This window comes from Anaerotaenia torta, from assembly GCF_050433395.1.
Classification (GTDB): Bacteria; Bacillota; Clostridia; order Lachnospirales; family Lachnospiraceae; genus Mobilitalea; species Mobilitalea torta.
The window spans coordinates 264,872-290,356 of record NZ_JBNPXH010000002.1; the positions used below are offsets into that span (position 1 = coordinate 264,872).

The following is a 25,485-nucleotide window of genomic DNA, read 5'->3' on the forward strand; positions in this document are numbered from 1 at the left end:
ATAATGATTCCTAGCTGCTTTTTGCTGTCTTCCACGCTTTGGATACGGAAAGGTTGTAATCTCTCAAGCCCCTTCCCTCCATGGATCGGGCAATCGTTTCACGATAATTCTTATTATACTGGTCCAGGGAGAGATATTCCCGCCGCTCTCCAAAGCCAATGTATTCCGATGAAGTCTCCGTCCCTTTCGGCACTTCGAGGGTCCAGCGGCCTTCCTCCTCCAGAAGCTCCAGCACCACCGGAGACGCATCCAGGGATAGCTCCTGTGTAAGGTAGGCCGCATCCTCCAGCGTCAATTGCTCCTTTCCCCCTTCCAGATACACGGCAATCCAGTAATCCGGCTTTGCCAGGGAAAAGATCAGATAGCTGACGGCAACGATTGCCACTCCGTAACGAAACAGAGGAAAACGATCATTGTAAACCGACAGGACAACCCCCGCCAGAAATAAGGCGATTACCGCCAGGGCAAGTAATACAAAGAGCCGGAGAAAGGTCAGACGGTACGCCTGGATATAGAGCAGCATCCGATAGGTAGCTGAGCCAATCATAATATAGGTACAGACCGTCATTGCCGTCAGCAGATGACGAAGCAGCCGGCTTTCTTCAAAATAAGCCGTTCCCAAAAGCATCAATGCCACATTAAGCACCGCCACGGCCAGCAGTTCAAAGAAGCCTCTTCTGGCATATTCGGCAAAGGTATACCCTTCCGGAAGCCCGAATACCCCGCCGTTAAACAGATATACAATCTGAAGACCGCAAAACAATGCATAGACAATCGTGATCAAGAGGATCACCGTGATGGCAACCGAGGCTTCCCCCCTTTTTCTTGCGTCCGCGATGCTCCCCGTCTGGGCCGCCGCCCCGCAGAGAATGCAATAACAGCATAGGAACCCAAAGAAAATCATGAAAGTGACTGCAACGATATCTCCGGAAAAAATACGGTTGACCAGCCCCTGGGCCATATCTCCGAATATCATATCCGCCCGGGATAACAACAGGACAATAATCCACAGGAGGGGAAGAGCCAGCAGCACCCCGACAAAAACACCCCTTACCCGGTTATTCCGAAATATTCTGATTTTTTTCAGAAATTGATAGCAATCCGTAAAAGGCATTCCCAGGCAAGCTATGCCCCAGAACACCATTCCCCACATCTTCCCGAAAAACTTAAGCACATCCCATTCCCTCGTATCATGAAACTGGTGCAGAAGGGAGAAATTCAGCAGGCACAGAATTGCTATAATATTCAAAAACTGCAATGTACCGCTGGCTGTCAGCATTGTGGAAAGCCCAAACAGCACCGCGCCCAGATAATAAAGACAGGTTCCTTTCCGGATGGGTATTTCGTTTTTCTTCATTACCGCAATCAGAAGAAGTACCATCACCGAGGTGAAGAATAAAGTATTGAAGCCTATCTTCGCCCGGTAAAAGCTGAGGGCAAAAAATCCCCCGAATAATAAGCTGACCAAACCGATTATTTCAAATTTTAAGCGCATTTTAATAAGCAGAGGTGCTTCCGTCCTTTTCGGGAGCCTTACCGCCGCGTCCTGTGCTTCCCCTCCGGCGGTCAGAGTCTGTTGCTCATCACTGGAAGGAACCTGATTCAATTGATTCATGATTTCATTCTCTCCTTTTTTCTTATATTTCTGTTGAAGCTCCTGCAGAATTTATCCCGAGGTTTCTTCCTCCACATATTGGAGAATGTCACCGGGCTGGCAGTTCAGGGCTTTGCAAATCGCTTCCAGAGTATGAAAGCGGATTGCCTTCGCCTTATTATTTTTTAAAATCGATAAGTTCGCCATTGTAATATCCACTTGCTCCGCCAGCTCCGTCAAACCCATCTTCCGCTGTGCCATTACCACATCCAGATTCACTATTATCATGCCGGCCCTCCTATATCGTCAGATCATTCTCTAGTTTATAGGTTACCGCCTGATCAAACACCTGGGATAACACCAGAGAAAACAATCCGGCTATGGTAAATACAGCGACTAATACCAGCGCAGCCGGGGTAATTACAAAGAAAAGCCGCGTGAGCATGATTACAGCAATGCAAAAGGCGCTGATTCCCATTCTCTTAAGGGAAGAGACATTCTCCCTTACAAAAGGGTCCTCCCGGAGCACTGTCCTGAATATGCTCCTGAGCTCCCAGAGGATGATCAGGGCAAACACACCCGCAACCATAAAAATGATACAGAACGGAAGATAGAATTCACGGAAGACTTTATAGAACTTCCCTGCCTGTTTGAAAATAACAGGTACTGTAATACATACTGCTATTCCTCCGTAAAACATAATATCCAGTATCCATTTTGTTACTCTTACCAAAGGACTCCTGCTCATGTTAAAATAACCTCCTATGTCTATACTGCCTCTCGTTTTCTTGAAGCTAATATATCATAACGCAAAATGAAAGTCAATAATAATTTATCGATTATCGATAAATTATTATTGACTTTCATTATACCCACATATTATATTCATATTTTATGTGCCTATACTATATTAATATTTTATTTCCGGCTTTCTCTGGCGCTCTCCAGCGGCCAGGCTCCTGCTATTTATTCCCCAGAAGTCTTTTTACCAGCCCTACTGCCGACTGTGCATCTTCGGAATATCCGTCCGCTCCAATCTCCTGCGCATAGCTGTCGGTGATTACCGCACCCCCGATAATAACCTTTACAGAGAGTCCTTGCTCTCTCACCTGCTCCACTACCCGCCGCATCTCAACCATGGTGGTCGTCATTAAGGCAGAAAGGGCAATAATATCCGCTTTTTCCTCCTTTGCTGTCTGAATGATCTTCTCTGTCGGCACATCCTTTCCCAGATCAATCACACGATAGCCGTAATTCTTCAGCATCAGGGCTACCAGGTTCTTGCCGATGTCATGAATGTCTCCTGCCACGGTGGCAATTACAATGGTTCCCTTAGGCTCCTCGCCGGCGTCCTTCTTCAGTATCGGTTCCAGATAGTCAATGGCAAGCTTCATAGCTTCCGCTCCGGCAATCAGCTGAGGAAGAAAATAGATCTGCTTATCATACTTGTCTCCCACCTCACTGATGGCGGGAATCAATACTTCCTCAATCAGCTGCTCCGGCGTAGAGAAGGACAGCTCCTGCTCCACCAGGGCAACAATATTCTTGCGGTTTCCCTTTACCACTGCCTGAAATACAGCCTGCCGGCTGTCTGTTCCGGATAATGCTTCCGCCTGGTCAATTCTTCCTTCCGTTTCTGCTTTCGGCTCTGCTCCGCCCTTGTCCTGCCCCAAAGGCTTTCCTCCCGTTATGACTGACGGCCGGGAAGCTGCCCTGTCAATATATCGTTGGGGAGCATTCTCCACAGCACGCAGCAAATCTGCCGCCAGGGAAGTATTGACCAGCAGATCCTGGGAGGGATTTGCAATCGCCATGGTCAGACCGGCCTGTATTGCAAAGGCCAGGAAGGTGCTGTTAATAAACTGGCGCTCCGGCAATCCGAAGGAAATATTGGACAGTCCTACAATCGTGGCTATCCCCAGCTCCTCCTTACAATACCGGATGGTCTCCAGCGTCTCCAGCGCCGCATTCTTATTGGCACCTACCGTAGTAACCAGCCCGTCCACGATGATGTCTTCTTTGGTCAGGCCGTACTCATAGGCTCTCTCTAATATAGTCCGTATAATTCTTTTCTTATCCTCCATATCCTTCGGCAGCCCCTGATCCGAAAGGGGAAGCAGGATAAACATGGCGCCGTATTTTCTGGCAATGGGAATCAGCTTCTCAAACTTCTCCTTCTCCAGAGAAATGGAATTGATTAACGCCCTTCCCGGATAGATGCGCAGTGCTGCCTCTATTACCTTTACATGGCTGGAATCGATACTCAGAGGGAGCTTCCCGCTGTCCAGTGCCTCCTGCATGACCCGGAGCATCACCTCCTGCTCATCAATGCCGTTCATCCCCACATTCACATCCAGTATAGCGGCTCCCAGCTCCGCCTGCTCAGCGGCCATCTGGGAGACAATATCCAGCTCACCCTCCCGCAGCTCGGCCTGAAGCGCCTTTTTACCGGTGGGATTAATCCTCTCCCCTATGACCAAAAAAGGGCCGTCCAGAGGAATTTCCACCGTACTCTTCTCCGTCGTTAAAGCCCGGACATGCACCTGCTTCGGCAGCTGTACCGGCCTGTCCTGGGCTTTCGCAGCAAGCAGCTCCATATGCCTGGGTGTGGTTCCGCAGCAGCCGCCCACAATATCAGCCCCTGCATCCATCAATAACTCCATCTGTCCGGCGAATTCCTCCGCATCCATGGGAAAGTGAGTCTCCCCATCCACCAGCTTCGGTATGCCTGCATTGGGCTTTACCATAATGGGAACATTGGCATATTCCTTCATTTCACGCACGATACCCAGCATTTTATCCGGTCCGGTGGAACAATTAATTCCAACAGCATCCGCTCCCATGCTCTGCAGTACAATCACCGCAGTTCTGGGATCCGTTCCGTACAATGTCCTCTGATTTTCCTGAAAGGTCAGAGAGACAATAATCGGTAAATCACATACTTCTTTCACGGCCAGAAGCGCGGCCCTGCATTCCTGCAGGCTCATCATGGTTTCCACTACCACCAGATCCACTCCGGCCGGAAGAATATAAGACAGCTGTTCCTTATATATCTGAACCAGCTCTTCAAAGGTCAGCTCCCCTACCGGATACACCATCTCGCCTGTCATAGTAATGTCCGCGGCAATATATACCTTACGGGTGCTTTTGCTCTCCCTGCGGTACTCTTCTACCGCCTTCCCGGATATTTCGACCAGCCTCCGGTTAATCTCACCAATCCGGTCTTCCAGCCCATACTCCTTCAGCTTGATCCGGTTGGCGGTGAAGGTTGGCGCAAATATAATATCGGAACCGGCCTCCAGGAACTCTCTCTGGAGACCGGTAACAATCTGAGGGTTCTCCAGCATCCACATCTCCGGAGATACCCCGGCGGGCATTCCCCGTTTCTGCAGATTACTGCCGGTTGCACCGTCCACAAGTGTAATTTTTGACTCTGTTAATTGGATAAATTCCTGTCTCGTCATAGCTCTATTCCAACCTTTCTGCAATAACAGGCATAATTTTCACTTATTATAAATCATTCTCCACTCCAGCTCAAGCATTTTAATGAGCATTTTCCCTTTCCCTCTTTGGGGGAAGTGTGATACAATAAAAAACAAATATTATTTCTAAGGAAAAGTCATATGAAAAACATAACCCGCAATCAAATCCTGACCTTTATATTCCCCCTCGCAGGACTTTTTATCTTCCTGATGAAGGATATCATTCTTGCCATTGTTCCCTTCCTGCCTGCCTGCTCTCTCTACAGCCGGTTTCATCTTCTGTGTCCCGCCTGCGGCAATACCAGAAGCGTAACGGCACTCCTGCACGGGGATATCGCAGAAGCGCTGCACTATAATCCTGTACCGGCTTTGCTGGCTCTCCTCATCCTTCTTGCCTATATCGAATTCGCAGCCCACAGCTTCGGCAGAAATCTCCGGATTCTTCCTCGCAGTCTCAGCTTCTATCTGGTGCTGATTGCCCTCCTGGTCGTCTATTTTATTGCCCGCAACCTCTACCCGCCCCTGGCTCCTTAGCCAGGAGGAAGCGCTGCCTCCCCTCTTACCGTCCCGTACCATAATCAGGCCGGCCTCATAGAGATAAGGCCGATTCAATCAGGGTGCCGCCGCAAAGCTGTACAGAATGGACTCGATATGATAGTGTCCCTTCCCGATTCAGCTGTGCAACGGCACCCTGATACTCAGAGATATCTGTTCTGCCCGGCTTCGGATAAAGAAAACCGGCAATTCCTTTCAAAACCTCTAATTATATATCTGCAATTCATTGTAAATCTGATCATAAATATTTGAAAACTCCGAACTGGTAAACATGAAGACTGTAAAAATAGCCATTACAATTGCCACAAGGATACCAATGCTGGCCAAAACAATACCGGCAATCGCCATGGATCTTCCGCCCCTCTTGTTCTTTATCACCAGGATGCCCAATACCAGGCCCGCAATGGATAAAGGAAGTGCAAGGTACCATAAGCAACAACTGAACAAAAGACTTAGGATGCCGCAGACCAAAGATCCGATTGCCATACCGTTATCTTGAGGCTTCATTTGCGGCCCCTGCTGATACGAGTAGTTCTGGTAAGGATTCCCCTGGTACGGATTGTTCTGATACGGGTTATTCTGGTATTGCCCGTTCTGATACGGGTTATTCTGAGGCTGGTTATCCTGGTATTGCCCGCTCTGATATGGGTTATTCGGCTGGTTACCCGGCTGCCCATTGGAATACGGATTGTTCTGTTGTGAATTGTTCTGGTAAGGATTGTCCTGAGACGGAGCACTCTGATAGGGATTGCTCGAATACTGGTTGTTCTGATCCTGACCGCCCGGATTATTCTGATACGGGCTTTGCTCTGACTGCTCATTTACTCCTGTCTGTCCGTTCTCCGGCAGCTTCGGATCCGATGAATTAGGCTGATTATTGCTATTCTCAAACGGATTATTATAGTCTCCCATTCCTGTTCCCCTTTTCTAAAGATACATATATGTTAAAATCATCCTATCACACATTTATTTTTCTTTCAACTCTTTTATTAAAAGATTTAAAACCGATTTAAAACATGTCCTCCAGCTTCCTCTTATAAACTTCGTAATCCCATCTGGTCTCCTCGTCCAGCTTGCTGTAATCATTCTCTGTGTCCCGCAGGGAATATTCATCCCTAAGCCTGGACTGCATCGGTCTGATATTTCCCGAACGGACACTTCTGGAATACCGCTCCAGGCAGGTATTCTTAAGATAGTCCAGATCTCCGAAGCATACTTCTTCATACTGCCTTCTCATAAATTCTAGTAATTCCTTATCGGTCAGCTCATCCTGGGTTTCGTTCTTTGCCAAATAAAAAATCTCCTGCAGTTCCGATAATGTTTCGGCATAATTATCCTGATTGATGAATTGGGAATCGCAGAAACAATCAATCAGTTTAGGCAAAATTCCTTCCCCAAACTCCACCCTCTGATTTTCAATCAGCGAAGCCTTACGGCCGACCGCCAGACCGGCCGCTTCTTCCTGGGAAAGCATTAGTCCAAACCTCTCTGTTATCCTGTTGCATTCCAATATCCGTTCCAGTTCCTGCTGCTGATGGGCTATCCGCATTAATTCATACATATCATCCATATTTATTATCCATTCCTTTCATTCCGAACAAGATTTTGCAGGAAATCTTATTTCTTCTCCCCTGACAATTTATAAAGTTAGCTGTGAACTATAACTTTATATATCTTACACTTTTACCCTTTTTATTACAAGTCTGGTAAATCGCCGGACTTTATGCTATAATAAAGATATGGACAGGAAAGTAAAAAAAGATCCGCTTGGCAACCCTGAAGGCTGCCAAACGGATCCTTTTTTACTTTCTAAACAAGAACTTATTTAACTTCAATGCGTTTCGGTTCCTCTAAGACTGCTTGTTCCTTTGGAAGCGTAATTTCTAAAACTCCGTTATTATAAGCAGCTTGGATGCTCTCCTTGCGGATGCCCGGGATGTGGAAGCTCCTGCAATAGGAACGGTAGCGCCTCTCCTGTCTGACATAATTATGCTTCTCTTCCTTCTTCTCTTCACTGTGGTCAGCCGATATCGTCAATGTCTCTTTGTCGAGATCAATCTTGATCTCCTCCTTACTGAAGCCCGGTAATTCGGCTTGCAGCAAATAATTGTCTCCCTTGTCGATTACATCCGTGTTGAAATTGTCGAACTGATTGAAGCCGTTTCCAAAGAAGTCATGAAATACTCTGTCAAAAAATAAAGGTCCGGTGGGTTCAAATACTGCTGGTCTTAACATAATAATCACTCCTCCTGATATAGTATTGTTTTATGTTACTTGATACCGGTTATTTCCGGCAAGTGATAACATTCTGTTCAATGGATTTGTTATCTACTTGCAATATATGTTATACATCACATATAACAAATAATCAATATATAATGTATAAACTATTTCTAAAAAATATATTAAGTCAGATACCCCTCAAAAAAATCTTTCTGCCATAGCAGGGATACATATTATTTTGTTGATTGGAAATGCTATAGAGTATACGGACAGAGCAGCAGATGCCGGAAAAAGCATTCCCGGCACGGCAAAAAAGACATCATACCTGCTTCGCATCCTTCGCGGGCAATTTACTGCCCATGGAAAATATCGAAACAAATATCATGTCCTGTCCGTTTGTAGCTCTATCAAAATCTTATGAATACAGGTGATCATTATGTCCTATGTAGCTCCGGCAATCCGCAATAAGTTTGAGACCTTATCCACGGATTTAAAGAATACCATTCTTGAAAGAAACGTTGAGCTTTATACCATCCACGACCTTATCAATGTTCTGGATGCCATTGTGAAGGAGGCGGAGGAAGAGTAATTCTCCCCCGCCTTATATTTCAAATGTAAAACCGTCCTTCAGCAACTCATGTATCTTTTCCTCAGGGGCAGGTCTGCTTAACAGGTAGCCCTGCCCTGAACCGCAATTATGCTTTCTTAAAAATTCCAGCTGCTCCCTCGTCTCAATTCCTTCCGCAACCACCTCAAACCCCAGATCCTGGGCCAAGGTCAGAATATTCTTAATTAAAAGGGTGTCCACCCGGTTCTCTATGATGGTTTCAATGAAGCTTCTGTCCAGCTTGATAATATTGATGGGAAACTGCTTAAGATAATTCAGCGAAGAATACCCGGTTCCGAAATCATCCAGTGCCACACGGATTCCCAGCGCCTTCAAACGGTTCAGATGGTGAATCACAATATCCACATCCGATATATTAGCGGTCTCTGTAATTTCAATTATGATTCGGCTAAAATCCACCTCCGCACCTGCTATGATCTGCTCCATTTCATTAAAATTAACGGAGCTGGTCAGTGTCTTGCCCGACAGGTTAATGGACATATCAATATCTGCAAATCCCATCTGCTCCATTCTCTTCTTCTGCTTCAGGGCCTCGGCCACAATCCAGCGCTCCAGCATATAAATCTGGCCGGAATACTCTGCCATGGGAATAAACTCTGCGGGAGAGATAAAGCCATCGGTGGGATGAAGCCATCGAACCAACGCTTCTACCCCGGTAATCTTACCGGATTGCAGGTTCATCTGAGGCTGATAATACAATATGAACTGCTCTCCCTCGATCCCATATTGAAGATCATTCAGCATCTGCATATGCCGGAAATTTTCATCCTTGATCTTCTTTTCATAGAAGAGAATCCGGTTCTTGCCCTCTCTCTTCGCTTCATACATTGCAATATCCGCATTTTTCATCAGCATGCTGGAATCCCTGCCATCCTGGGGATAGCACACCACACCGATGCTCATGGAAATATAGAACTGATAATTCCGAATGGTCCAGGTTTTGCTGACCCGATCCCGAAGTCTTTCGATTTCTTCCAGCAGCTTCTCCCTGGTTATTGCGGGAAACAGAATTGCGAATTCATCCCCTCCAAGCCTGGCGGCACAGTTTGGCTCGGCCACCTCGGCAATCAGACAATCAGCAAAATAAGCTAAAAAGAGATCACCGATCTGATGCCCCATGGAATCATTAATGGTCTTAAAATTATCAATATCAATATAAGCAATCATGAAGCTGCATTTATTCTCATTCAAATACCGGTTGATCTCATTTTCAAACATGGTCCGGTTTGCAAGCCCCGTCAAAGAATCATAGAAAGCAAGGTGTTTCACCTTCTCTTCATAACGCTTGCGCTCATTAATGTCCGCGCCAAAGGACACAAAGTAAGTCTGCTCCGGATCCGTGGGAGATTGCAGCAGGCTGCTGTTCCAAAGAGCATTAATGATATCCCCATTCCTGGTTATGATGGGGCACTCGAAATTACAGCTCCGCCTTCTGCTTCGGATATTCTTAAAATTACGGAATAAAGCTTCCCGGTACTCTTTCGGAACCAGCCGGTCCACCCAGGCAGCTTCCTTCAAATCCCCGGCATGATAGCCGCACACTTGCCGGAAATAGGGATTCACACTGATCACTTTCTTCTCGTCATGGATAATGATAAAAATTGGAGCTTCCGAAATAATGCTGTCGTTTAATTTCTTCTGATAGATCAGCTGGGCTTCCGTTGTCATCAGCTCCTCATGGGCATGCTGTAATTTCTCATAGGCCGCGGCCGTCTTCACCAGTTCCTTTTTCAGCAGAACCAGTCCTCTGCGCACCAGAAGATAGACCATAAGGGTCGTAATAAAGATATAAAACCAGCCCTTATAGGTCTGATAATGCTTATACTGCTCCGCATCCGGAATAATGTTCTCCAGAAACATATCCGACAGCAAAATCCACATTATCCCGAAGAATCCATAAATGATCGAAATTCTAACCGCTCCGTTGCGGCGCATAAACTCCCTTGCCCGATTTGCCGCCAACAGTACTCTCTTATGTATCTCGCTCTTTTTCTGCATAGTAAGCTTATCCTCAGCTTCCGCATTAAGACTGTATCAGCCAAATTGTTAAAATGCATCATTACAGCCGATTCCCAAATCGTATGCATGATGCAGAATTTCATTAGTAGTATATTCCAGGCAACTCGTTTTATGGAAATATTATATATTTTTCAGGTTATGCTGTCAAGCAAATATCTGCTCCTGTTATCTGTTGTCATACCTTGCTTTTTCCTTCTTTTTAAGGTTCCATCAGAGCCTGCTTCCGGAATACTCCTAAATGGATGTTCCTTCATCTCCTGTCTTTTTATTCTTGACATACACTCCAAATATGTGTAAAATAATTCTAAAAACCGGAATTTCGACATGAAATTTACTTTTTTCTGCCGTATGCGGCAAAATAAAAATGGGATGGGAGAAACCTTTATGAATCGATCATTATTAAAAGTCTTTCGCAGCGCTGCCGATGATGCAGGGCTATTGCTGGATGAAAACAGCGGAACGATGTACGGAAACAAGTCCGGATACAATGTATGCATCAACCAGGTGCCGGATTTAAAAGCATTTTATATTACAATATCCGTGAAACGCATGGATCAGATGCCGGAGCATTCGGACATGAATGAAATTGTATCCGCCAATAAGAAGCTGCTCAACCGGTGTGAGGTAACACGCTATAAGGTACGGTTCCAGTCACAGCTGGGCGCAGGCATCAACTTTAAAAACGCTCTGGCCAAGGTAATGGATGCCCTGCAGGCGATCACCTCCGAGCTGCTGCAAAGAGGCTTTGAAAATGCCTGCCAGGCCTGCGGAACCTCGGAAGGGGCGGAAAGCTACTTTATCGGCAGCGCTCCGGCTCATATGTGTTCCTCCTGCTACCACGATTACTGCGAGTCCAGCGAGGCAACACGGCTGGCAGAGAAAGGAAAGAAGGAAAATCTCATCGGAGGTATTGCAGGCGCATTTTTAGGCTCCCTCCTGGGCGGAGCCTGTATCGTACTGCTGGGGCAGCTGGGCTACGTCGCCTCTCTCTCCGGCCTGGTCATGGGCGTATGCGCACTAAAGGGCTATGAATTGTTGGGCGGCAAGCTGAGCAAGAAAGGGATTGTCGTGAGCTCCCTGCTGATGGTGGTTCTTGTGTACGTAAGCCAGCGGGCTGATTATGCCATTACGGTGGCAAATGTCTTCGAGGCAGATGTGATATCCGCCTTCCGCGCCATTCCTGCCTTGATTCAGAAGGAAGTCATTGAAGCGCCGTCCTACTATACAAACCTTGGCATGCTGTATCTGTTCACCGCAGTGGGTGCCGTTCCCACAATCATCAATGTGCTGAAAAATAAGAAACAAGCCAATATCATCTATCGCCTGGGAGCATAATACGGACTTCTGATACGTAGGTAAACAGCGCTTGGCATTACGCCTGAAGTCTAATCAGGAAAACACTCAGGGGATCACCATGAAGCGATATGCTCCATGATGATCCCCGTTATTGTGTCAGTCAATATGGCATTCATACTGTTATTATGCTACTGTAAGCAACTCCAGCGCCCGTTTATAAAGCGGGTCAAATTCACAGCCGCAGCTCCCGCACTCCTTGTCTGCCTGCTCAACCGCTTTCAGCAATTCCGCCGTCACATCCTTCGATTCATTGTCCGCCAGCCATTTTTTCGAGGGCGCATCAATCAAATCCCATCCGGATGCCGCGAATTTTTCCACGATTTTCACCAGTTCTTCCTTCCCCATGGTTCCCTTCTCCTTTTTTATGTATATTTTAATTTTCCAACCGTTTTGTCAGTGTATTTATCCGATTCAGCCTTGTTTCTTCTTTTTTGGCAATCTCGATGTAATTGATCTGTTCGCGTTTCAGATAATCCGGCTGCTTTTGAAATACTTCCAATACGCCGGCATCCCTCAGAACAGTTTCGATGTAGGCCGGAATTACAATTTCCCGCTTTTTTGTATCCTTTTCTAAGGTTATATGCACGCTGTCTCCAAGGTCTTTTCCCACAGCCTGTCTGATAAATTCGTTGTATACCAGATAATGCCCGTTTTTTGACGGCAAAAGCATATGATCGAAGCTATGACCGTCCACCGTGATGCAGACCGGTATGTTGCCTTTCGAACCAAAGTGCTCCAGCGCAGAATACGGGAAGTAAAATACACTCCATTTGATCTTGCCTTCCAGCTGTTTTATTTCACTTTCAAACTCAAACCGCATATTATAGCTCCCCTTATAGACGTTTCTCTTCTTTTTTCAAAAAAACAGAGCCGCATTCTTTACACAAGTATGCTTTAATGGGTATTGGTGTCTTAACCAGCTTTCCTCTCTCCTCATCGGAGAAAAAATAGGTCCGGGAACCACCTCTGATAAATCCTGAATTAACATTCAATTTTTTACAAAAAGGGCATTCCATCTTTCCGCCTCCATATAGTGATTTAACACATAACACTATATTCCTCCTGAATTGGAAATATGTTGTCCTTTTAATTATGCCTGCATCGCTGCAATTTGCTCAGTGCCTGTCATTCCCGTCACGCTCTTTTTTATGATATGAATTGATTATATCATACCAAACTGGAAATATTCAAATTGTATTTTCATACCTTTTTTACATCATTTCGCTTAACTGGTTACTAATATCCCTGCCGCCATACATAATACGAATGATATTCACCCTATTTTGAAATTCATCTGATAGATAAAATACCAAATATTTATCCACCGGAAAGTATCGTACTCCTTGACGGCTTCATGGCCCCTCCTTATATACCGGATAGCGCATTGGAATTTCATCAAGGACTCGGATTTCTTTATATAAATAATTAGGAGCGGTCAGCATTTTCATGCTTTAACCACTCCTAATTATTATTTTCTAAAACTATTCATTTACTGTTTTTCTTAGAACTTGCCAGCCTCGGAAGCTTCCTGAATGGCAACCGCTACGGCTACCGTCATTCCTACCATAGGGTTATTGCCTGCGCCGATCAGACCCATCATCTCCACATGAGCCGGAACGGAGGAGGAGCCTGCAAACTGTGCATCGGAATGCATTCTTCCCATGGTATCCGTCATACCGTAGGATGCGGGGCCTGCTGCCATATTATCAGGATGAAGGGTTCTTCCTGTGCCGCCGCCGGAGGCTACGGAGAAGTACTTCTTTCCTAAATCCACACATTCCTTCTTATAGGTACCTGCAACGGGATGCTGGAATCTGGTGGGGTTGGTGGAGTTACCGGTGATGGATACGTCCACTCCTTCCTTATGCATGATTGCAACGCCTTCCGTTACATCATTGGCACCATAGCAGTTGACGGCTGCCCTGGGTCCCTTGGAGTAGGATTTGCGGAATACTTCCTTTACTTCGCCTGCATGATAATCCATCTCTGTCTCAACATGGGTAAAGCCGTTGATGCGGGAGATGATCTGAGCCGCATCCTTGCCGAGGCCGTTTAAGATAACTCTTAAAGGCTTTTGTCTTACCTTGTTGGCGGACATAGCGATACCGATGGCACCCTCTGCCGCTGCAAAGGACTCATGACCTGCCAGGAAGCAGAAGCACTCAGTGGTCTCTTCCAGCAGCATCTTGCCAAGATTGCCGTGGCCCAAGCCTACCTTTCTCTGGTCTGCAACAGAGCCGGGAATGCAGAAGGACTGAAGGCCCTCGCCGATTGCCGCCGCTGCATCCGCTGCTTTTCTGGCATCCTTTTTGATTGCGATTGCCGCTCCTGCAATATAGGCCCAGCAGGCGTTTTCAAAGCAAATGGGCTGAATGCCCTTAATCATATTATATACATCAAGGCCGGCATCCTTGGTGATCTTCTCCGCCTCTTCAATGGAGGCGATGCCGTAACCCTTTAATACTTCGTCGATTTGTTTAATTCTTCTATCATATGATTCAAATAAAGCCATTGTATGTATCCTCCCTTTCCTATTCGTGTCTCGGATCGATGATCTTCACAGCATCCGCAACACGGCCATACTGGCCCTTGGATTTCTCTAATGCTGTATTGGCATCATCGCCTTTTTTGATGAAGTCCATCATCTTACCGAAATTAACGAATTGGTAACCGATGATTTCATTATTCTCATCCAGTGCAATGCCGGTTACATAACCGTCGGTCATCTCTAGATAACGGGGGCCCTTCGCCAGTGTTCCATACATGGTGCCGATCTGGCTTCTAAGACCTTTCCCTAAATCCTCAAGACCTGCACCGATAGGAAGTCCGTCCTCGGAGAAGGCGCTCTGGGTTCTTCCGTATACGATCTGCAGGAAAAGCTCTCTCATCGCAGTGTTGATTGCGTCACACACCAAGTCTGTATTCAATGCCTCTAAAACAGTTAAACCAGGCAGGATCTCAGATGCCATCGCTGCGGAATGGGTCATACCGGAGCAGCCGATGGTCTCCACCAATGCCTCCTGAATAATACCATCCTTCACGTTAAGAGTTAATTTACAGGTACCCTGCTGAGGTGCACACCAGCCCACACCATGGGTCAAACCGGAGATATCCTTCACTTCCCTGGCCTTTACCCATTTAGCTTCTTCCGGAATCGGTGCTGCGCCATGATGGACACCCTGTGTAACCGGACACATCATTTGAACTTCATGTGAATAAATCATGTTTGAAACTCCTTTCAGTTTACATCACTTTTCTCTTGCAAGAAAAATCATAACAGAATTTCCTTGTTAAAATTTTGTCTTGTTTACGTATCATATTCTCGCATAAAATGATCAATAAGTCTACAACTTTTTCAACTCAATCTAATATTTTGCCACTATTTCTCCGGCCTTCTTGTAGATGCTGGCTTCGGGCACGCAGCCGCGAACCATGGACAGGGGGTAGATATTGGCATTCCTTCCGACAACGGTTCCGGGGTTCAGCACGCTGTTACAGCCGACCTCCACATAGTCCCCCAGAATTGCGCCGAATTTCTTCAGGCCGGTTTCCATAATCAACTCGCCTGCATGGACGGATACCAGGGTTTTGTCTGATTTGACATTAGAGGTTATGGAACCGGCGCCCATATGCGCCTTGTAGCCCAGGATGGAGTCGCCCACATAGTTATAATGGGGAACCTGCACCTTATGAAAGAGAATGACGTTCTTCAGCTCGGTGGAATTGCCGACCACCGCGCCCTCTCCTATGATGGCACTGCCGCGGATGAAGGCACAGTGGCGTATCTCTGCTTCCTTTCCGATAATGACAGGTCCGTTGATGCAGGCGGTGGGCGCCACCTTGGCAGACTTGGCAATCCAGATGTCCTCGCCTATCTTGTCATATTCTTCGAGGGACAGGCCCGCCCCGATCTGTAAAATACCGCTCTTAATCTTCCCAAGGACCTCCCATGGATAGATACAGCCTGTAAACAGGTCTGCCGCTATTGTCTTCTCCAAATCAAACAGTGACCGGATCATAAGATGTTCTGACATTCTAATTCCTCCTTAAATTTCATTTTTTAATCAGCTTATTTTGCTGCCTTTGTAATATGCCGCTGTTTCACTAAAATATTTTGTCAGAGCTGCCTGGTTATTCAGGGTTTTCACCCCTTCCACCATCCTGGCGACAAAACCCTCCAGTTTGGTGGTATACTCCTCTTTCGTTATCTGTCCCTCGGATACGTAAGTGAGACCCTTTTCCCAGCTGGCGGTCAGCTCCGCATTGAGAAGGGATTTGATGGAGCTGTTCACAACATCGAAGATCAGCTCTCCCAATTGGGTGGGAGTAATGATCTGTGTCTTTTTATTCAGGCTCAGGTAAGTGATGTTCACCAGCTTATTCAGAATCTCCGCCCTGGTTGCACTGGTTCCGATCCCGCTTCCTTTGATCTGTGCCCGCAGCTCCTCATCCTCGATCAGCTGGCCGGCATTCTCCATAGCAAGAATTAACGCACCGGAATTGTAACGCTTCGGAGGTGTGGTCTCCCCCTCCTTGATGGTAATTACACGTACCGGGAGCAAAGCACCCTTCTTTAGAGTCAGAAGTAATTGGAGCAATGCCTGGTCGTTGTTATTATCCGAGGCTTCTCCTTCCTCCGCTCCGGCCTCTTCCCCGGAATTGCCGGTATTGCCCTTCCCGGAAGCCGGCTGCTTATCATTATAGCTTCCAAGAACCTTGAGGTAGCCTTCTTTCTCCAGGGTGCGAAAGCTGGCAAAGAAGCTCTCCCCCTTAATCTGCACCGTGATCCCTATCTTACGGTATTCTGCCGGGGGATAGAATATACTGATGAACCGCCGGACAATGGTCTCATATACCCTGGCCGCAGTGTGAGACAGGGAATTAAGGGCACCGAGGCCCTGTCCGGTGGGTATGATGGCATAGTGGTCGGTAATCTGGCTGTCATTGACATATCGGGTCTTTGCAATGTTCTTATAGGACCCCATCTCCAGAACCTCCGATATAAAATCCCGGAACTGTCCCAAATTCTGCAGTCCTTTGATATTCTTGTGAATCTCCTTAGACACCGCGGTAGACAGCACTCTGGCGTCGGTTCTGGGATAGGTTACAAGCTTCTTTTCATAAAGCTCCTGGGCAATCTTCAGCGTTTCGTCAGGACTGATTTTGAAGAATCGGGAACAGTCATTCTGAAGCTCCGCCAGATTATATAATAGAGGAGGATTCTTTGTTTCCTTCTTCTTTTCCACCTGGGTAACCACAGCCTGCAGCACCTGTTCGCCGCTGCCTGGCTGCCTTGCATTACCCGGCTCTTCTGCCCTCTCCTGCTGCACTAAATCACCTGGCTGGCCCGCATTATTCCCTTGATCTGCAGTACCTGACTGGCTCGCACTCCCTGCTTGTGCCGCATTATTTGACTGCGCCTCCCAGGTTCCGTCATCCAAGAGCTTGGGTATCTCTCCCGCCAGCTCCGATATCAATTTCACTGCTGAAGTTCTCTCTAAAAAGCCATTTTCCTTATATAAAAGAGGCGAATTATAATACCTGGAGCTCTCCACCGCACGAAACTCTGCCGTAAGCTCCTTATCCTGAACCTGGAGATTGCTTAGAACACGGTAGAAGGGGGTCTTAACAAAATTCCTTATCTCCCGTTCCCTCCTGACTACCATCCCCAGAACACAAGTCATAACACGGCCTACGGAAATGGCATTCCATTTGCCGGAATTCAGCAGCTTCTGCACCTCGTTGCCGTACTTCAGGGTCAATATCCTGGAGAAATTGATTCCCATGAGATAGTCCTCCTGGGCGCGCAGATAGGCGGCATCGGAAAGGCTGTCATAGGCGGACAGCGGCTTAGCCTCCCGGATTCCCCGAAGAATCTCCTCCTCGGTCTGGGAATCAATCCAGACACGCTTCCTCTGTTTTGCAGCCGGCACCTTGGCCTCCTGATCTACCAGACGGTATATGTACTCTCCTTCCCGCCCGGAGTCAGTGCAGACATAGATGGTGTCCACATCCTTACGGGTCAGAAGTCCCTTTACTATATTAAATTGTTTTTTTACATTGGGGATAATCTCATATTTGTATTCCCGGGGAAGGAAGGGCAGCGTACCCATATTCCATTTTTTCAGGGCGGGATCATAGGCCTCAGGATAACTCATGGTGACCAAATGCCCGACACACCAGGTAACAATGGCATCCTCGGATTCAATGTACCCGTCCTGCTTTCTGCCCGTGATCTTCAGCGCCTTGGCAAATTCGGCTGCCACACTTGGTTTCTCTGCAATATATAGACTTTTAGACATGCTGTACCAACTTTCAATCACATGTATGCTTAAGACACTCTGATGCTGATCTCTCAAGCATACACCTTATTCATGTATTGCTGGAAATATTATAACCTATTTTACCAGTTAAAACAAATAGAACTTTTTACGGAACGATAAGGTTATATCTCAATACAGCCAAATTTTTATTGTATCCTGCCAGGGAATAGATTACAATATAGCCATACGTTGCCGGCAACGTATATTATGTCAAAAGTGTTTGGAGGATAGGATATGACACCCAAGAAGATTTATTATGAGAATCTGGCTGATACCATCATTGACAAATTTAATAAGAGGGGAATTGAGGGCTATTATTGCGAAGATTCGGAGGCGGCCCTGGCTATGGCAAAGCGTTTTCTGACCCCCGGCTGCTCAATCTCCTGGGGAGGCTCCCAGACTCTGGAGGAAATCGGACTGCCAGAGGAGCTCTCCGCCTCCGATTACATACTCTATGACCGCAGCACGGCAACGACCCCGGAGGAAAAGCGCCTAATCTACAGCAAGACTGTTATGGCGGATTATTATTTCATGAGCTCCAATGCCATTACTTTAGACGGGCAGCTGGTCAATATTGACGGTGCCGGCAATCGTGTGGCATGTCTGATCACCGGCCCCAGGAATGTGATCGTCATTGCGGGCATGAATAAAATTGTAACGGATGTGGACACGGCCGTTGACCGCATCCGCAACATGGCCACGCCCCCCAATGTGGTGCGGCTTGGTAAAAAAACACCCTGCGCCGAGACTGGGAAATGCTCCAACTGCCTGGTCGAGGATTGCATCTGCAACCAGATTGTCATTACCAGACGCTCCGGTATCACCGGAAGAATCAAGGTGATTCTGGTTGGCGAAGAGCTGGGATACTGATCAAGAGTAAGAATATATTTAGCACCCCGCCGCAAAACCCTACTTCTGACTTCTAAATTAAATAAACAAACGGGAAACGCTCAGCTGAACGTTTCCCTATATTTTAAGCTATTTTATGTCTTAACTGTTCTTACTGGCGCTTTGCCAGCACTTCCTGTTCATATCTCTTTACCTCTGTAAACCAGTCTTCCTTCTCAGGAACCTGATTCAGCTCACAGAAATAATTCCATACATCTCCTATGGGATACAGCTTCATTTCCTCCGAGAGCATCATCAGCTCGGAGAACTCCCTCTTATCCTGAAGCTGGGCCATCTTCTCATTGGGAAGCAAAAGCGCATTTAACAGGGCTTTCTGCATATTGCGCATACCAACCACCCAGGCTGAGATACGGTTGATGCTGGCATCGAAGAAATCCAGAGCCAGGAGCACTCGATCAGAACCGTTACGGATAATCTCCTTGGCAATTTCCTTGGTCTCATCATCCAGGAGCACCACATGATCGCTGTCCCAGCGGACCGACCTGGTTACATGAAGAGCCACCTTATCGGAGAAGAGAAGCATGGAAGAAATCTTATCCGATACCACCTCTGTGGGATGATAATGGCCGTTATCCAATAAGCACAGCAGATTGTTCTTCGCCGCATAATTCATATAAAACTCGTGGGAACCTACGGTGCAGCTCTCAAGACCGATACCGAATACCTTGGATTCAACTGCGATATATACCTTGCTGTGGTCATAGGGAATTGAAATGATCTCATCCAGGGATTTCTTCAGACGGGCACGGGGAGCGGTTCTGTCTGCCGGAATGTCCTTGAAGCCGTCGGGAATCCAGATATTCATCAGACAGGGGGTTCCCAGCTCCTTGGCAAAATATTCGGATATTCTTAGGCAAGCCTTGCCATGGTCAACCCAGAAACGGCGGATCTCCTCTTTCTCACTGGAAAGGGTGGCATCTGCTGCCTTGGGGTGAGAGAAATAAGTCGGGTTAAAATCCAGGCCCAGTTTTCTTTCCCTGGCAAATTCTACCCATTTCTTAAAATGCTTCGGCTCCAGCTTATCTCTGTCGGCAAATTCGCCGTCCTCAAAGATCGCATAGCTGGCATGTAAATTAATACGGTGAATTCCGGGGATTAAGCTTAAGGTCTTATCAATATCCGCCATCAGCTCCTCCGGTGTTCTGGCTTTGCCCGGATAATTGCCGGTTGCCTGGATACCGCCGGATAACTGGCCCGCACCTTCAAAGCCGGCCACATCATCTCCCTGCCAGCAGTGCATGGAAATTGGAATACTCTGGAGCTTCTTAATCGCCGCATCCGTATCCACTCCAACCTTGGCATACATCTCTCTCGCTGATTCATATCTTTCTAAGGTAGTCATAAAAAATCCTCCTATTGAGGATCTGCAGGTCATACCGAAAGGAAAGTTAACCAAAAATTCATCACGCCCACAAATCCATTCTATCTATGTTAACATTGTTGGTCTTAGTATATCATAAATCCGGCCAAAAAAAAGAACACTTTTTGCCTTAAAAAGTGTCCTTATTTGCAGTCCCGGTATTCCTTGGGGGACAGGCCGTACTTCTCCTTGAAGATGCGGTGAAAATAACTCATGTTGTCATAGCCCACCGCCATACCGATATCCGCAACCGTCATTCCCGTGGTCGTCAGAAGATATGCCGCCTGGTTCAGTCTTCTGGATTGCACCAGCTCAATGTAGGTCTTATCGGTCATCTTCTTAATCTTGCGGCTCAGCCAGTACACATTATAATGCAGCTCCTTCGCCAGATGAGCCAGCTGACCGTCCTTATAATTCTCCTCAATATAGCGGAGCACAATCAGCATAACCTCCTGGTCAAGCCGGTTCTTCCCTACCTCAACCTTGTCCGTGTGGTTCATAAGCTGCAGAAATAACAATCCCATAGTGACCTGATTAATGCTCCGGTTGTTCTGCTGGTTATTCCTTATGGTCCAGATCAGATTCTCCACCAAATTCTGAATCGGCAGCACATCGGATACCTTAAAATGCAGAAAACTCACCTTATCCTCCTCACTGCGAAGACAGCCGATAATAAAATCACGGATCAGATTCTCTTCCTCTCCGATCATCAGCAGGGCCTTATCGAAAAATTCCGGCAGAATGATGAAATTCACCGCGATATCATCCAATCCGGCAGGCAGTATCTCCTGGGTGGCATTCTGATTCAGAAACAGCAGCTCTCCTTTTTTGAGCCGCACTTCTTCCTCATTATTAATGATATGTACGGTCTCTCCCTCACACATATAGATAACCTCCACAAAATTATGCGTATGCTTCGGAAAATGAACAAAGCGGGTATGGGTACGAACCCGGATCAGCTTTCCGCTCTCCATAAGCTTCCGGTTATCAATGACAGAGGAGGTTCTCTCCATATACAGTTCCTTATTAATCTGGGCTCTGCCGTCCAGAATATCCTGCTCTTCTGCAGTAATCTCTCTGAGCTGATCCAGTAATGATGAATCCATGGGGCACCTCCCGTTCAAAATTTTAAAAGACGACTTCATATAGTCTTATTATACAAAGAATGCTGTAAAAATTCAACAAAATTTTCACAGCATTCTTATATTCCCTTATCATATACCGGATTATTATCTTTCCGGCACTTCTTCCGAATTCCGATTAATACAACGGATATTTGTCGGTTAAGGACTTCACCATCGCCATTGCCTTTTCCTTATTTGCTTCCACATCCTTCACCAGCAAATAAATTGCTTCCGCAATCACGTCCATATCCTCGGCATTCATCCCTCTGGTGGTTACTGCTGCCGTACCGAGACGGATACCGCTGGTTACAAAGGGAGAGGCAGGGTCATTGGGAATCGAATTCTTATTGCAGGTAATGTTGGCCGCATCCAAAAGCTTCTCCGTATCCTTACCGGTCACCCCCATATTCTGAAGGTCTACCAGCATCAGGTGATTATCCGTACCTCCGGATACCAGGTTAAACCCACGCTTCATCAGACCTTCGGCAAGAGCCTGGGCATTCTCCACAACTCTTTTGGCATACTCCGTAAATCCAGGCTCCAGAGCCTCTTTAAAGCAGACCGCCTTCGCAGCAATCACATGCATTAAGGGTCCGCCCTGGATTCCCGGGAACACTGCCTTATTCAGCTTGTGCTCCTCAGCAAACTCCGCGCTGGATAATATCATACCGCCTCTCGGCCCTCTTAAGGTCTTATGAGTGGTGGTAGTTGTCACATGTGCATAGGGAATCGGGCTTTGATGACAGCCTGCCGCCACCAGTCCCGCAATATGGGCCATATCCACCATCAGATAGGCTCCCACTTCATCCGCAATCTCACGGAAGATCTTAAAATCCAGCTTTCTGGCATAAGCGCTGGCGCCCGCGATAATCAGCTTCGGCTTGCTCTCCCTTGCAATTCTTCTTACCTCGTCATAATCTATAAATCCCTGGTCATTTACACCATAGGGTACGATCTTATAATAAGCGCCGCTCATGTTTACCGGGCTTCCATGGGTCAGATGTCCGCCATGGGCCAGGTTCATTCCCAGCACCGTATCTCCCGGCTGAAGCAGCGCGAAAAATACCGCCATATTAGCCTGGGCGCCGGAATGGGGCTGAACATTGGCATAGGTGCAGCCAAACAGCTTCTTCGCCCTCTCGATGGCAAGATTCTCTGCCATATCCACAAATTCACAGCCGCCGTAATATCTCTTTCCCGGATAACCCTCCGCATATTTATTGGTTAATTGACTTCCCATGGCCGCCATAACAGCCTTGCTGACAAAATTCTCTGAAGCAATTAATTCAATATGACTGTTCTGGCGCTCTATCTCCAGCGACATTGCTTCTGCAAGATCAGGATCAAATGACTTTACCTCTTCAAATGAATACATTCTTATCATTTCCTTTCCGGTATATTTATGCAACTCCTAAGGCTTTACTGCGTATAAGTATAACATATTCATTTTGAATATGGAAGCACCAATCCCGGAAGGAGTCCGGTTTCATTTATAACAAAATCTAATAATAATTATTCTTGCACATTATAAATTCTCCGGCCCAAAGCTCAAAGGCAGAAGCTCCTCAAGGAAGAATACCAGATAATCCTCCTCGGATCTTGCCAAAATCACCAGGAAATTCTTCGGCTCCACAAACTCTCTTATTACCTGGCGGCATACGCCGCAGGGCGGGCAGAAATCCTTCAGCACGCCATCCTTCCCCCCGACAATAGCAATGGCGGAGAATTCTCTCTCCCCTTCGCTGACTGCCTTATAAAATGCGGTACGCTCCGCACAGTTGCTGGGCGAATAAGCGGCGTTCTCTATATTGCATCCTTTGTAAATTTTTTGGCTCTTGGTTAAAAGCGCGGCTCCCACATAATGACGGGAGTAAGGAGCATAAGCCTGCTTCATCGCCTCAATTGCTTCGCGAACCAGATTCTTAGCCACCGACCGGCTGACGATTTCCTGTTTTGCCAACAATTCACCCTTATCACGGGGGATCAGACTGTTCTTTGCCTCATTTCCCATTTTGCCATCCTCTTGCATATGAAAACCTCCTTTATTTATTTTGCGGAACGGTGTCAGGCACCCTTCCACATTAATATCCGGTTCCTGCCTCATTCTTTGCCAGCTTGACAATTCGGCTGGTGCCTAGTCTGGAAGCTCCCAGCTCGATAAAACGCTCTGCATCTTCAAAGGAAGAGATTCCTCCCGCAGCTTTTATCCTCACTTCAGGACCCACATGCCGGGCAAATAACGCCACATCCTCAAAGGTTGCTCCTGCTTCGGCAAAGCCTGTAGAAGTCTTAATGAAATCCGCACCCGATTGTGTGACCAGCTCGCACATCTTAATTTTCTCTTTTTCCGTTAAGAGACAGGTTTCTATAATTACCTTAAGAACATGACCCCGGCAAGCCTCCCTGACCGCTTTGATCTCTTCCAGCACCTCGGCGTACCTTTGCTCCTTAAGCGCTCCGATATTAATTACCATGTCTATCTCATCGGCACCGTTGGCCAGGGCATCCTTCGTCTCAAACACCTTCGCCGCAGTTGTATGGTATCCGTTGGGGAAGCCAATTACCGTACAGACGGCGATCCGGTCCTTCACATATTCCTTTACCTGCTTTACATAGGCGGGCGGAATGCACACCGATGCCGTCCCATAGGCCATTGCGTCGTCACAGCATTCCTGTATCTCCTTCCAGACTGCCGTCCGGGTCAGAAGCGTATGATCCACTTTTTCAAAAATCAATTTTCTATCCATTCTTTCCTCCACTTTTCCCTATAGCCGCAAATACCTAAGAAGCCTCTGCTCCTTGCAAGGCTAATCTGAGCTATGCGATCTCCAGGGCAATCTCCATCATCTCACGGAAGCTTACCTGGCGGTCTTCTGCCGACAAGGACTCGCCGGTAAATACATGGTCCGAGATGGTCAGAAGACAGAGGGCCTTCTTCCCTGCTCTGGCGGCGTTCATATACAAGGCTGCCGCTTCCATCTCCACGCATAGAACATTCATCTTCCGCCACAGAGCGTTCGCCTCTTCATTATCATCATAGAAGGTATCCGAGGAGAGAATATTCCCCACCACCGGCCGGATCTTCAGCTTCTCCGCCGCTTCCACCGCCCGGCGCAGAAGGCCGAAATCCGCAATGGGGGCATAGGTTCCCGGCAGACGGTACTGGGCGGCATAGTTGGAATTGGTGGATGCACCCATGCCCATTACCACATCCCTGAGCTTGATATCCTCTGCAATTCCTCCCGCTGATCCGATACGGATGATCTGATCCACCCCATAGAAATGGAACAGCTCATAGGAATAAATCCCCATGGATGGCATACCCATGCCGCCGCCCATGACGGAAACCCTCTTTCCCTGGTAGGTTCCGGTATATCCCAGCATATTTCTGACTTTATTAAAACAAACCGTATCTTCAAGATAGGTGTCCGCAATGAATTTTGCTCTTAAGGGATCACCGGGCATCAGGACCGTTTTAGCGATCTCTCCTGCTTTTGCTTCATTGTGAGGGGTTGGTATACTCATTTTATTTCCTCCTTCATGGCATCAAAAGGTAATTTGTACGTTTATTATAATTCATTTTTACAAAAATGGCAATCCGCCGGAGGATGTCCATTCTATATGATAATACCTTGTTTTCACAAAAAACATATTATAATCACAATATGGTTAAAAAGAAAGGTGTTTATACGTATTGCCCGGCCGTTGGCTCTGGAAGCTCTTCCCATTCCTCTGGCCGGGTTCATCGATACCATTATGGTAATTGCATAAACCGGTAATCTTACGTCTTTCTTTGAATCTTTCTGCTGAAATTAATAAAATAAAATGGTGAGCGATTCTATGTGAAAGGTCAGAAAATCAAGTTTCACAGCGTCGCTCACCATTTAAAAAACACTATATTATATCTCAAGT

The 25,485-nt window shown here is 46.9% G+C and carries 26 protein-coding genes; 4 read left to right on the forward strand and 22 right to left on the reverse strand.

Features of this window, described 5'->3' with window-relative positions; all coding sequences use genetic code 11:
- Positions 1-10 precede the first annotated feature (10 nt).
- The 4 genes from HNQ56_RS04935 to HNQ56_RS04950 all read right to left on the reverse strand — a co-directional run bounded on the left by HNQ56_RS04935 (position 11) and on the right by HNQ56_RS04950 (position 5,058).
- The gene (locus tag HNQ56_RS04935) at positions 11-1,615 is read right to left on the reverse strand and encodes a DUF4153 domain-containing protein (protein ID WP_429143400.1); all 1,605 of its coding nucleotides are present in this window, start codon (positions 1,613-1,615) and stop codon (positions 11-13) included.
- 51 nt (positions 1,616-1,666) lie between these two features.
- Positions 1,667-1,882, reverse strand: coding sequence for a helix-turn-helix domain-containing protein (locus tag HNQ56_RS04940; RefSeq protein ID WP_429143402.1), 216 nt, complete (start codon positions 1,880-1,882; stop codon positions 1,667-1,669).
- Positions 1,883-1,892: 10 nt separating this feature from the next.
- On the reverse strand, positions 1,893-2,342 hold the full coding sequence (locus HNQ56_RS04945) for a DUF2975 domain-containing protein (RefSeq protein WP_429143404.1): 450 nt from the start codon (positions 2,340-2,342) through the stop codon (positions 1,893-1,895).
- A gap of 214 nt (positions 2,343-2,556) precedes the next feature.
- Positions 2,557-5,058, reverse strand: coding sequence for a homocysteine S-methyltransferase family protein (locus HNQ56_RS04950; protein WP_429143405.1), 2,502 nt, complete (start codon positions 5,056-5,058; stop codon positions 2,557-2,559).
- 228 nt (positions 5,059-5,286) lie between these two features.
- Here HNQ56_RS04950 and HNQ56_RS04955 point away from each other — a divergent pair, with 228 nt between their 5' ends.
- A complete protein-coding gene (locus tag HNQ56_RS04955; protein WP_429143824.1) occupies positions 5,287-5,610 on the forward strand; it encodes a DUF2752 domain-containing protein in 324 nt (107 codons plus the stop codon).
- A 225-nt stretch (positions 5,611-5,835) separates the two neighbouring features.
- Here HNQ56_RS04955 and HNQ56_RS04960 read toward each other — a convergent pair whose 3' ends face one another.
- From HNQ56_RS04960 to HNQ56_RS04970, 3 genes are all read right to left on the reverse strand, one after another.
- Positions 5,836-6,543, reverse strand: coding sequence for a DUF4190 domain-containing protein (locus HNQ56_RS04960; protein WP_429143407.1), 708 nt, complete (start codon positions 6,541-6,543; stop codon positions 5,836-5,838).
- Positions 6,544-6,640: 97 nt separating this feature from the next.
- Positions 6,641-7,192: a DUF6323 family protein gene (locus HNQ56_RS04965; protein WP_429143408.1), complete on the reverse strand. Its 552-nt coding sequence runs from the start codon at positions 7,190-7,192 to the stop codon at positions 6,641-6,643.
- Positions 7,193-7,452: 260 nt separating this feature from the next.
- A complete protein-coding gene (locus HNQ56_RS04970) occupies positions 7,453-7,866 on the reverse strand; it encodes an Hsp20/alpha crystallin family protein (RefSeq protein WP_429143410.1) in 414 nt (137 codons plus the stop codon).
- 424 nt (positions 7,867-8,290) lie between these two features.
- Between HNQ56_RS04970 and HNQ56_RS04975 the strand changes: the two genes are divergently transcribed.
- Positions 8,291-8,443 carry a hypothetical protein gene (locus HNQ56_RS04975; RefSeq protein ID WP_429143412.1) on the forward strand — a complete coding sequence of 51 codons (153 nt, stop codon included), beginning with the start codon at positions 8,291-8,293 and terminating at the stop codon, positions 8,441-8,443.
- 12 nt (positions 8,444-8,455) lie between these two features.
- Here the strand turns inward: HNQ56_RS04975 and HNQ56_RS04980 are convergent, their stop codons facing one another.
- A complete protein-coding gene (locus HNQ56_RS04980) occupies positions 8,456-10,480 on the reverse strand; it encodes a putative bifunctional diguanylate cyclase/phosphodiesterase (protein ID WP_429143414.1) in 2,025 nt (674 codons plus the stop codon).
- 152 nt (positions 10,481-10,632) lie between these two features.
- Positions 10,633-10,779 carry a hypothetical protein gene (locus HNQ56_RS04985; RefSeq protein WP_429143416.1) on the reverse strand — a complete coding sequence of 49 codons (147 nt, stop codon included), beginning with the start codon at positions 10,777-10,779 and terminating at the stop codon, positions 10,633-10,635.
- A gap of 106 nt (positions 10,780-10,885) precedes the next feature.
- On the opposite strand from HNQ56_RS04985, the gene HNQ56_RS04990 reads away from it, so the two are divergent.
- On the forward strand, positions 10,886-11,836 hold the full coding sequence (locus tag HNQ56_RS04990; RefSeq protein WP_429143418.1) for a hypothetical protein: 951 nt from the start codon (positions 10,886-10,888) through the stop codon (positions 11,834-11,836).
- 144 nt (positions 11,837-11,980) lie between these two features.
- Here HNQ56_RS04990 and HNQ56_RS04995 read toward each other — a convergent pair whose 3' ends face one another.
- From HNQ56_RS04995 to HNQ56_RS05025, 7 genes are all read right to left on the reverse strand, one after another.
- A complete protein-coding gene (locus tag HNQ56_RS04995; protein ID WP_429143420.1) occupies positions 11,981-12,202 on the reverse strand; it encodes a hypothetical protein in 222 nt (73 codons plus the stop codon).
- Between the two features lie 28 nt (positions 12,203-12,230).
- The gene (locus HNQ56_RS05000; RefSeq protein WP_429143421.1) at positions 12,231-12,677 is read right to left on the reverse strand and encodes a DUF1905 domain-containing protein; all 447 of its coding nucleotides are present in this window, start codon (positions 12,675-12,677) and stop codon (positions 12,231-12,233) included.
- Between the two features lie 13 nt (positions 12,678-12,690).
- Positions 12,691-12,909: a hypothetical protein gene (locus HNQ56_RS05005; RefSeq protein WP_429143423.1), complete on the reverse strand. Its 219-nt coding sequence runs from the start codon at positions 12,907-12,909 to the stop codon at positions 12,691-12,693.
- A gap of 449 nt (positions 12,910-13,358) precedes the next feature.
- Complete coding sequence (locus tag HNQ56_RS05010; RefSeq protein ID WP_429143425.1) at positions 13,359-14,369, reverse strand: GGGtGRT protein; 1,011 nt, start codon at positions 14,367-14,369, stop codon at positions 13,359-13,361.
- Between the two features lie 19 nt (positions 14,370-14,388).
- Positions 14,389-15,081 carry an iron-sulfur cluster assembly scaffold protein gene (locus tag HNQ56_RS05015; RefSeq protein WP_429143427.1) on the reverse strand — a complete coding sequence of 231 codons (693 nt, stop codon included), beginning with the start codon at positions 15,079-15,081 and terminating at the stop codon, positions 14,389-14,391.
- A 141-nt stretch (positions 15,082-15,222) separates the two neighbouring features.
- Complete coding sequence (locus tag HNQ56_RS05020; RefSeq protein WP_429143428.1) at positions 15,223-15,891, reverse strand: acyltransferase; 669 nt, start codon at positions 15,889-15,891, stop codon at positions 15,223-15,225.
- Positions 15,892-15,921: 30 nt separating this feature from the next.
- Positions 15,922-18,159, reverse strand: coding sequence for a DNA topoisomerase (locus HNQ56_RS05025; protein WP_429143430.1), 2,238 nt, complete (start codon positions 18,157-18,159; stop codon positions 15,922-15,924).
- A gap of 255 nt (positions 18,160-18,414) precedes the next feature.
- On the opposite strand from HNQ56_RS05025, the gene HNQ56_RS05030 reads away from it, so the two are divergent.
- Entirely contained in the window at positions 18,415-19,050 is a 636-nt protein-coding gene (locus HNQ56_RS05030; RefSeq protein WP_429143431.1) for a lactate utilization protein, read from the forward strand.
- Between the two features lie 130 nt (positions 19,051-19,180).
- On the opposite strand, the gene HNQ56_RS05035 is transcribed toward HNQ56_RS05030, so the two are convergent.
- The 6 genes from HNQ56_RS05035 to deoD form a co-directional block, all read right to left on the reverse strand.
- The gene (locus HNQ56_RS05035) at positions 19,181-20,431 is read right to left on the reverse strand and encodes an L-rhamnose isomerase (RefSeq protein ID WP_429143433.1); all 1,251 of its coding nucleotides are present in this window, start codon (positions 20,429-20,431) and stop codon (positions 19,181-19,183) included.
- A gap of 161 nt (positions 20,432-20,592) precedes the next feature.
- On the reverse strand, positions 20,593-21,555 hold the full coding sequence (locus HNQ56_RS05040) for an AraC family transcriptional regulator (protein ID WP_429143435.1): 963 nt from the start codon (positions 21,553-21,555) through the stop codon (positions 20,593-20,595).
- A gap of 154 nt (positions 21,556-21,709) precedes the next feature.
- Entirely contained in the window at positions 21,710-22,948 is a 1,239-nt protein-coding gene (gene glyA / locus HNQ56_RS05045) for a serine hydroxymethyltransferase (protein WP_429143437.1), read from the reverse strand.
- 150 nt (positions 22,949-23,098) lie between these two features.
- Entirely contained in the window at positions 23,099-23,602 is a 504-nt protein-coding gene (locus tag HNQ56_RS05050; RefSeq protein WP_429143439.1) for a cytidine deaminase, read from the reverse strand.
- A gap of 52 nt (positions 23,603-23,654) precedes the next feature.
- On the reverse strand, positions 23,655-24,320 hold the full coding sequence (deoC, locus tag HNQ56_RS05055) for a deoxyribose-phosphate aldolase (protein ID WP_429143440.1): 666 nt from the start codon (positions 24,318-24,320) through the stop codon (positions 23,655-23,657).
- Between the two features lie 70 nt (positions 24,321-24,390).
- A complete protein-coding gene (gene deoD, locus HNQ56_RS05060; RefSeq protein WP_429143442.1) occupies positions 24,391-25,098 on the reverse strand; it encodes a purine-nucleoside phosphorylase in 708 nt (235 codons plus the stop codon).
- Positions 25,099-25,485 lie beyond the last annotated feature (387 nt).

What these genes read in the sequence shown, in the direction of transcription:
- HNQ56_RS04955 (WP_429143824.1), top strand. Translation starts at nt 5,287, where the DNA reads ATGAAGGATATCATTCTTGCCATTGTTCCCTTCCTGCCTGCCTGCTCT.
- HNQ56_RS04945 (WP_429143404.1), bottom strand. Translation starts at nt 2,342, where the DNA reads ATGAGCAGGAGTCCTTTGGTAAGAGTAACAAAATGGATACTGGATATT.
- HNQ56_RS05050 (WP_429143439.1), bottom strand. Translation starts at nt 23,602, where the DNA reads ATGCAAGAGGATGGCAAAATGGGAAATGAGGCAAAGAACAGTCTGATC.
- HNQ56_RS04940 (WP_429143402.1), bottom strand. Translation starts at nt 1,882, where the DNA reads ATGATAATAGTGAATCTGGATGTGGTAATGGCACAGCGGAAGATGGGT.
- HNQ56_RS04960 (WP_429143407.1), bottom strand. Translation starts at nt 6,543, where the DNA reads ATGGGAGACTATAATAATCCGTTTGAGAATAGCAATAATCAGCCTAAT.
- HNQ56_RS05000 (WP_429143421.1), bottom strand. Translation starts at nt 12,677, where the DNA reads ATGCGGTTTGAGTTTGAAAGTGAAATAAAACAGCTGGAAGGCAAGATC.
- HNQ56_RS04950 (WP_429143405.1), bottom strand. Translation starts at nt 5,058, where the DNA reads ATGACGAGACAGGAATTTATCCAATTAACAGAGTCAAAAATTACACTT.
- HNQ56_RS05035 (WP_429143433.1), bottom strand. Translation starts at nt 20,431, where the DNA reads ATGACTACCTTAGAAAGATATGAATCAGCGAGAGAGATGTATGCCAAG.
- HNQ56_RS04935 (WP_429143400.1), bottom strand. Translation starts at nt 1,615, where the DNA reads ATGAATCAATTGAATCAGGTTCCTTCCAGTGATGAGCAACAGACTCTG.
- HNQ56_RS05040 (WP_429143435.1), bottom strand. Translation starts at nt 21,555, where the DNA reads ATGGATTCATCATTACTGGATCAGCTCAGAGAGATTACTGCAGAAGAG.
- HNQ56_RS04965 (WP_429143408.1), bottom strand. Translation starts at nt 7,192, where the DNA reads ATGTATGAATTAATGCGGATAGCCCATCAGCAGCAGGAACTGGAACGG.
- HNQ56_RS05010 (WP_429143425.1), bottom strand. Translation starts at nt 14,369, where the DNA reads ATGGCTTTATTTGAATCATATGATAGAAGAATTAAACAAATCGACGAA.
- HNQ56_RS04995 (WP_429143420.1), bottom strand. Translation starts at nt 12,202, where the DNA reads ATGGGGAAGGAAGAACTGGTGAAAATCGTGGAAAAATTCGCGGCATCC.
- HNQ56_RS04980 (WP_429143414.1), bottom strand. Translation starts at nt 10,480, where the DNA reads ATGCAGAAAAAGAGCGAGATACATAAGAGAGTACTGTTGGCGGCAAAT.
- deoC (WP_429143440.1), bottom strand. Translation starts at nt 24,320, where the DNA reads ATGGATAGAAAATTGATTTTTGAAAAAGTGGATCATACGCTTCTGACC.
- HNQ56_RS04990 (WP_429143418.1), top strand. Translation starts at nt 10,886, where the DNA reads ATGAATCGATCATTATTAAAAGTCTTTCGCAGCGCTGCCGATGATGCA.
- HNQ56_RS05020 (WP_429143428.1), bottom strand. Translation starts at nt 15,891, where the DNA reads ATGTCAGAACATCTTATGATCCGGTCACTGTTTGATTTGGAGAAGACA.
- HNQ56_RS05025 (WP_429143430.1), bottom strand. Translation starts at nt 18,159, where the DNA reads ATGTCTAAAAGTCTATATATTGCAGAGAAACCAAGTGTGGCAGCCGAA.
- HNQ56_RS04975 (WP_429143412.1), top strand. Translation starts at nt 8,291, where the DNA reads ATGTCCTATGTAGCTCCGGCAATCCGCAATAAGTTTGAGACCTTATCC.
- HNQ56_RS05030 (WP_429143431.1), top strand. Translation starts at nt 18,415, where the DNA reads ATGACACCCAAGAAGATTTATTATGAGAATCTGGCTGATACCATCATT.
- deoD (WP_429143442.1), bottom strand. Translation starts at nt 25,098, where the DNA reads ATGAGTATACCAACCCCTCACAATGAAGCAAAAGCAGGAGAGATCGCT.
- HNQ56_RS04985 (WP_429143416.1), bottom strand. Translation starts at nt 10,779, where the DNA reads ATGTCAAGAATAAAAAGACAGGAGATGAAGGAACATCCATTTAGGAGT.
- HNQ56_RS05015 (WP_429143427.1), bottom strand. Translation starts at nt 15,081, where the DNA reads ATGATTTATTCACATGAAGTTCAAATGATGTGTCCGGTTACACAGGGT.
- HNQ56_RS04970 (WP_429143410.1), bottom strand. Translation starts at nt 7,866, where the DNA reads ATGTTAAGACCAGCAGTATTTGAACCCACCGGACCTTTATTTTTTGAC.
- glyA (WP_429143437.1), bottom strand. Translation starts at nt 22,948, where the DNA reads ATGTATTCATTTGAAGAGGTAAAGTCATTTGATCCTGATCTTGCAGAA.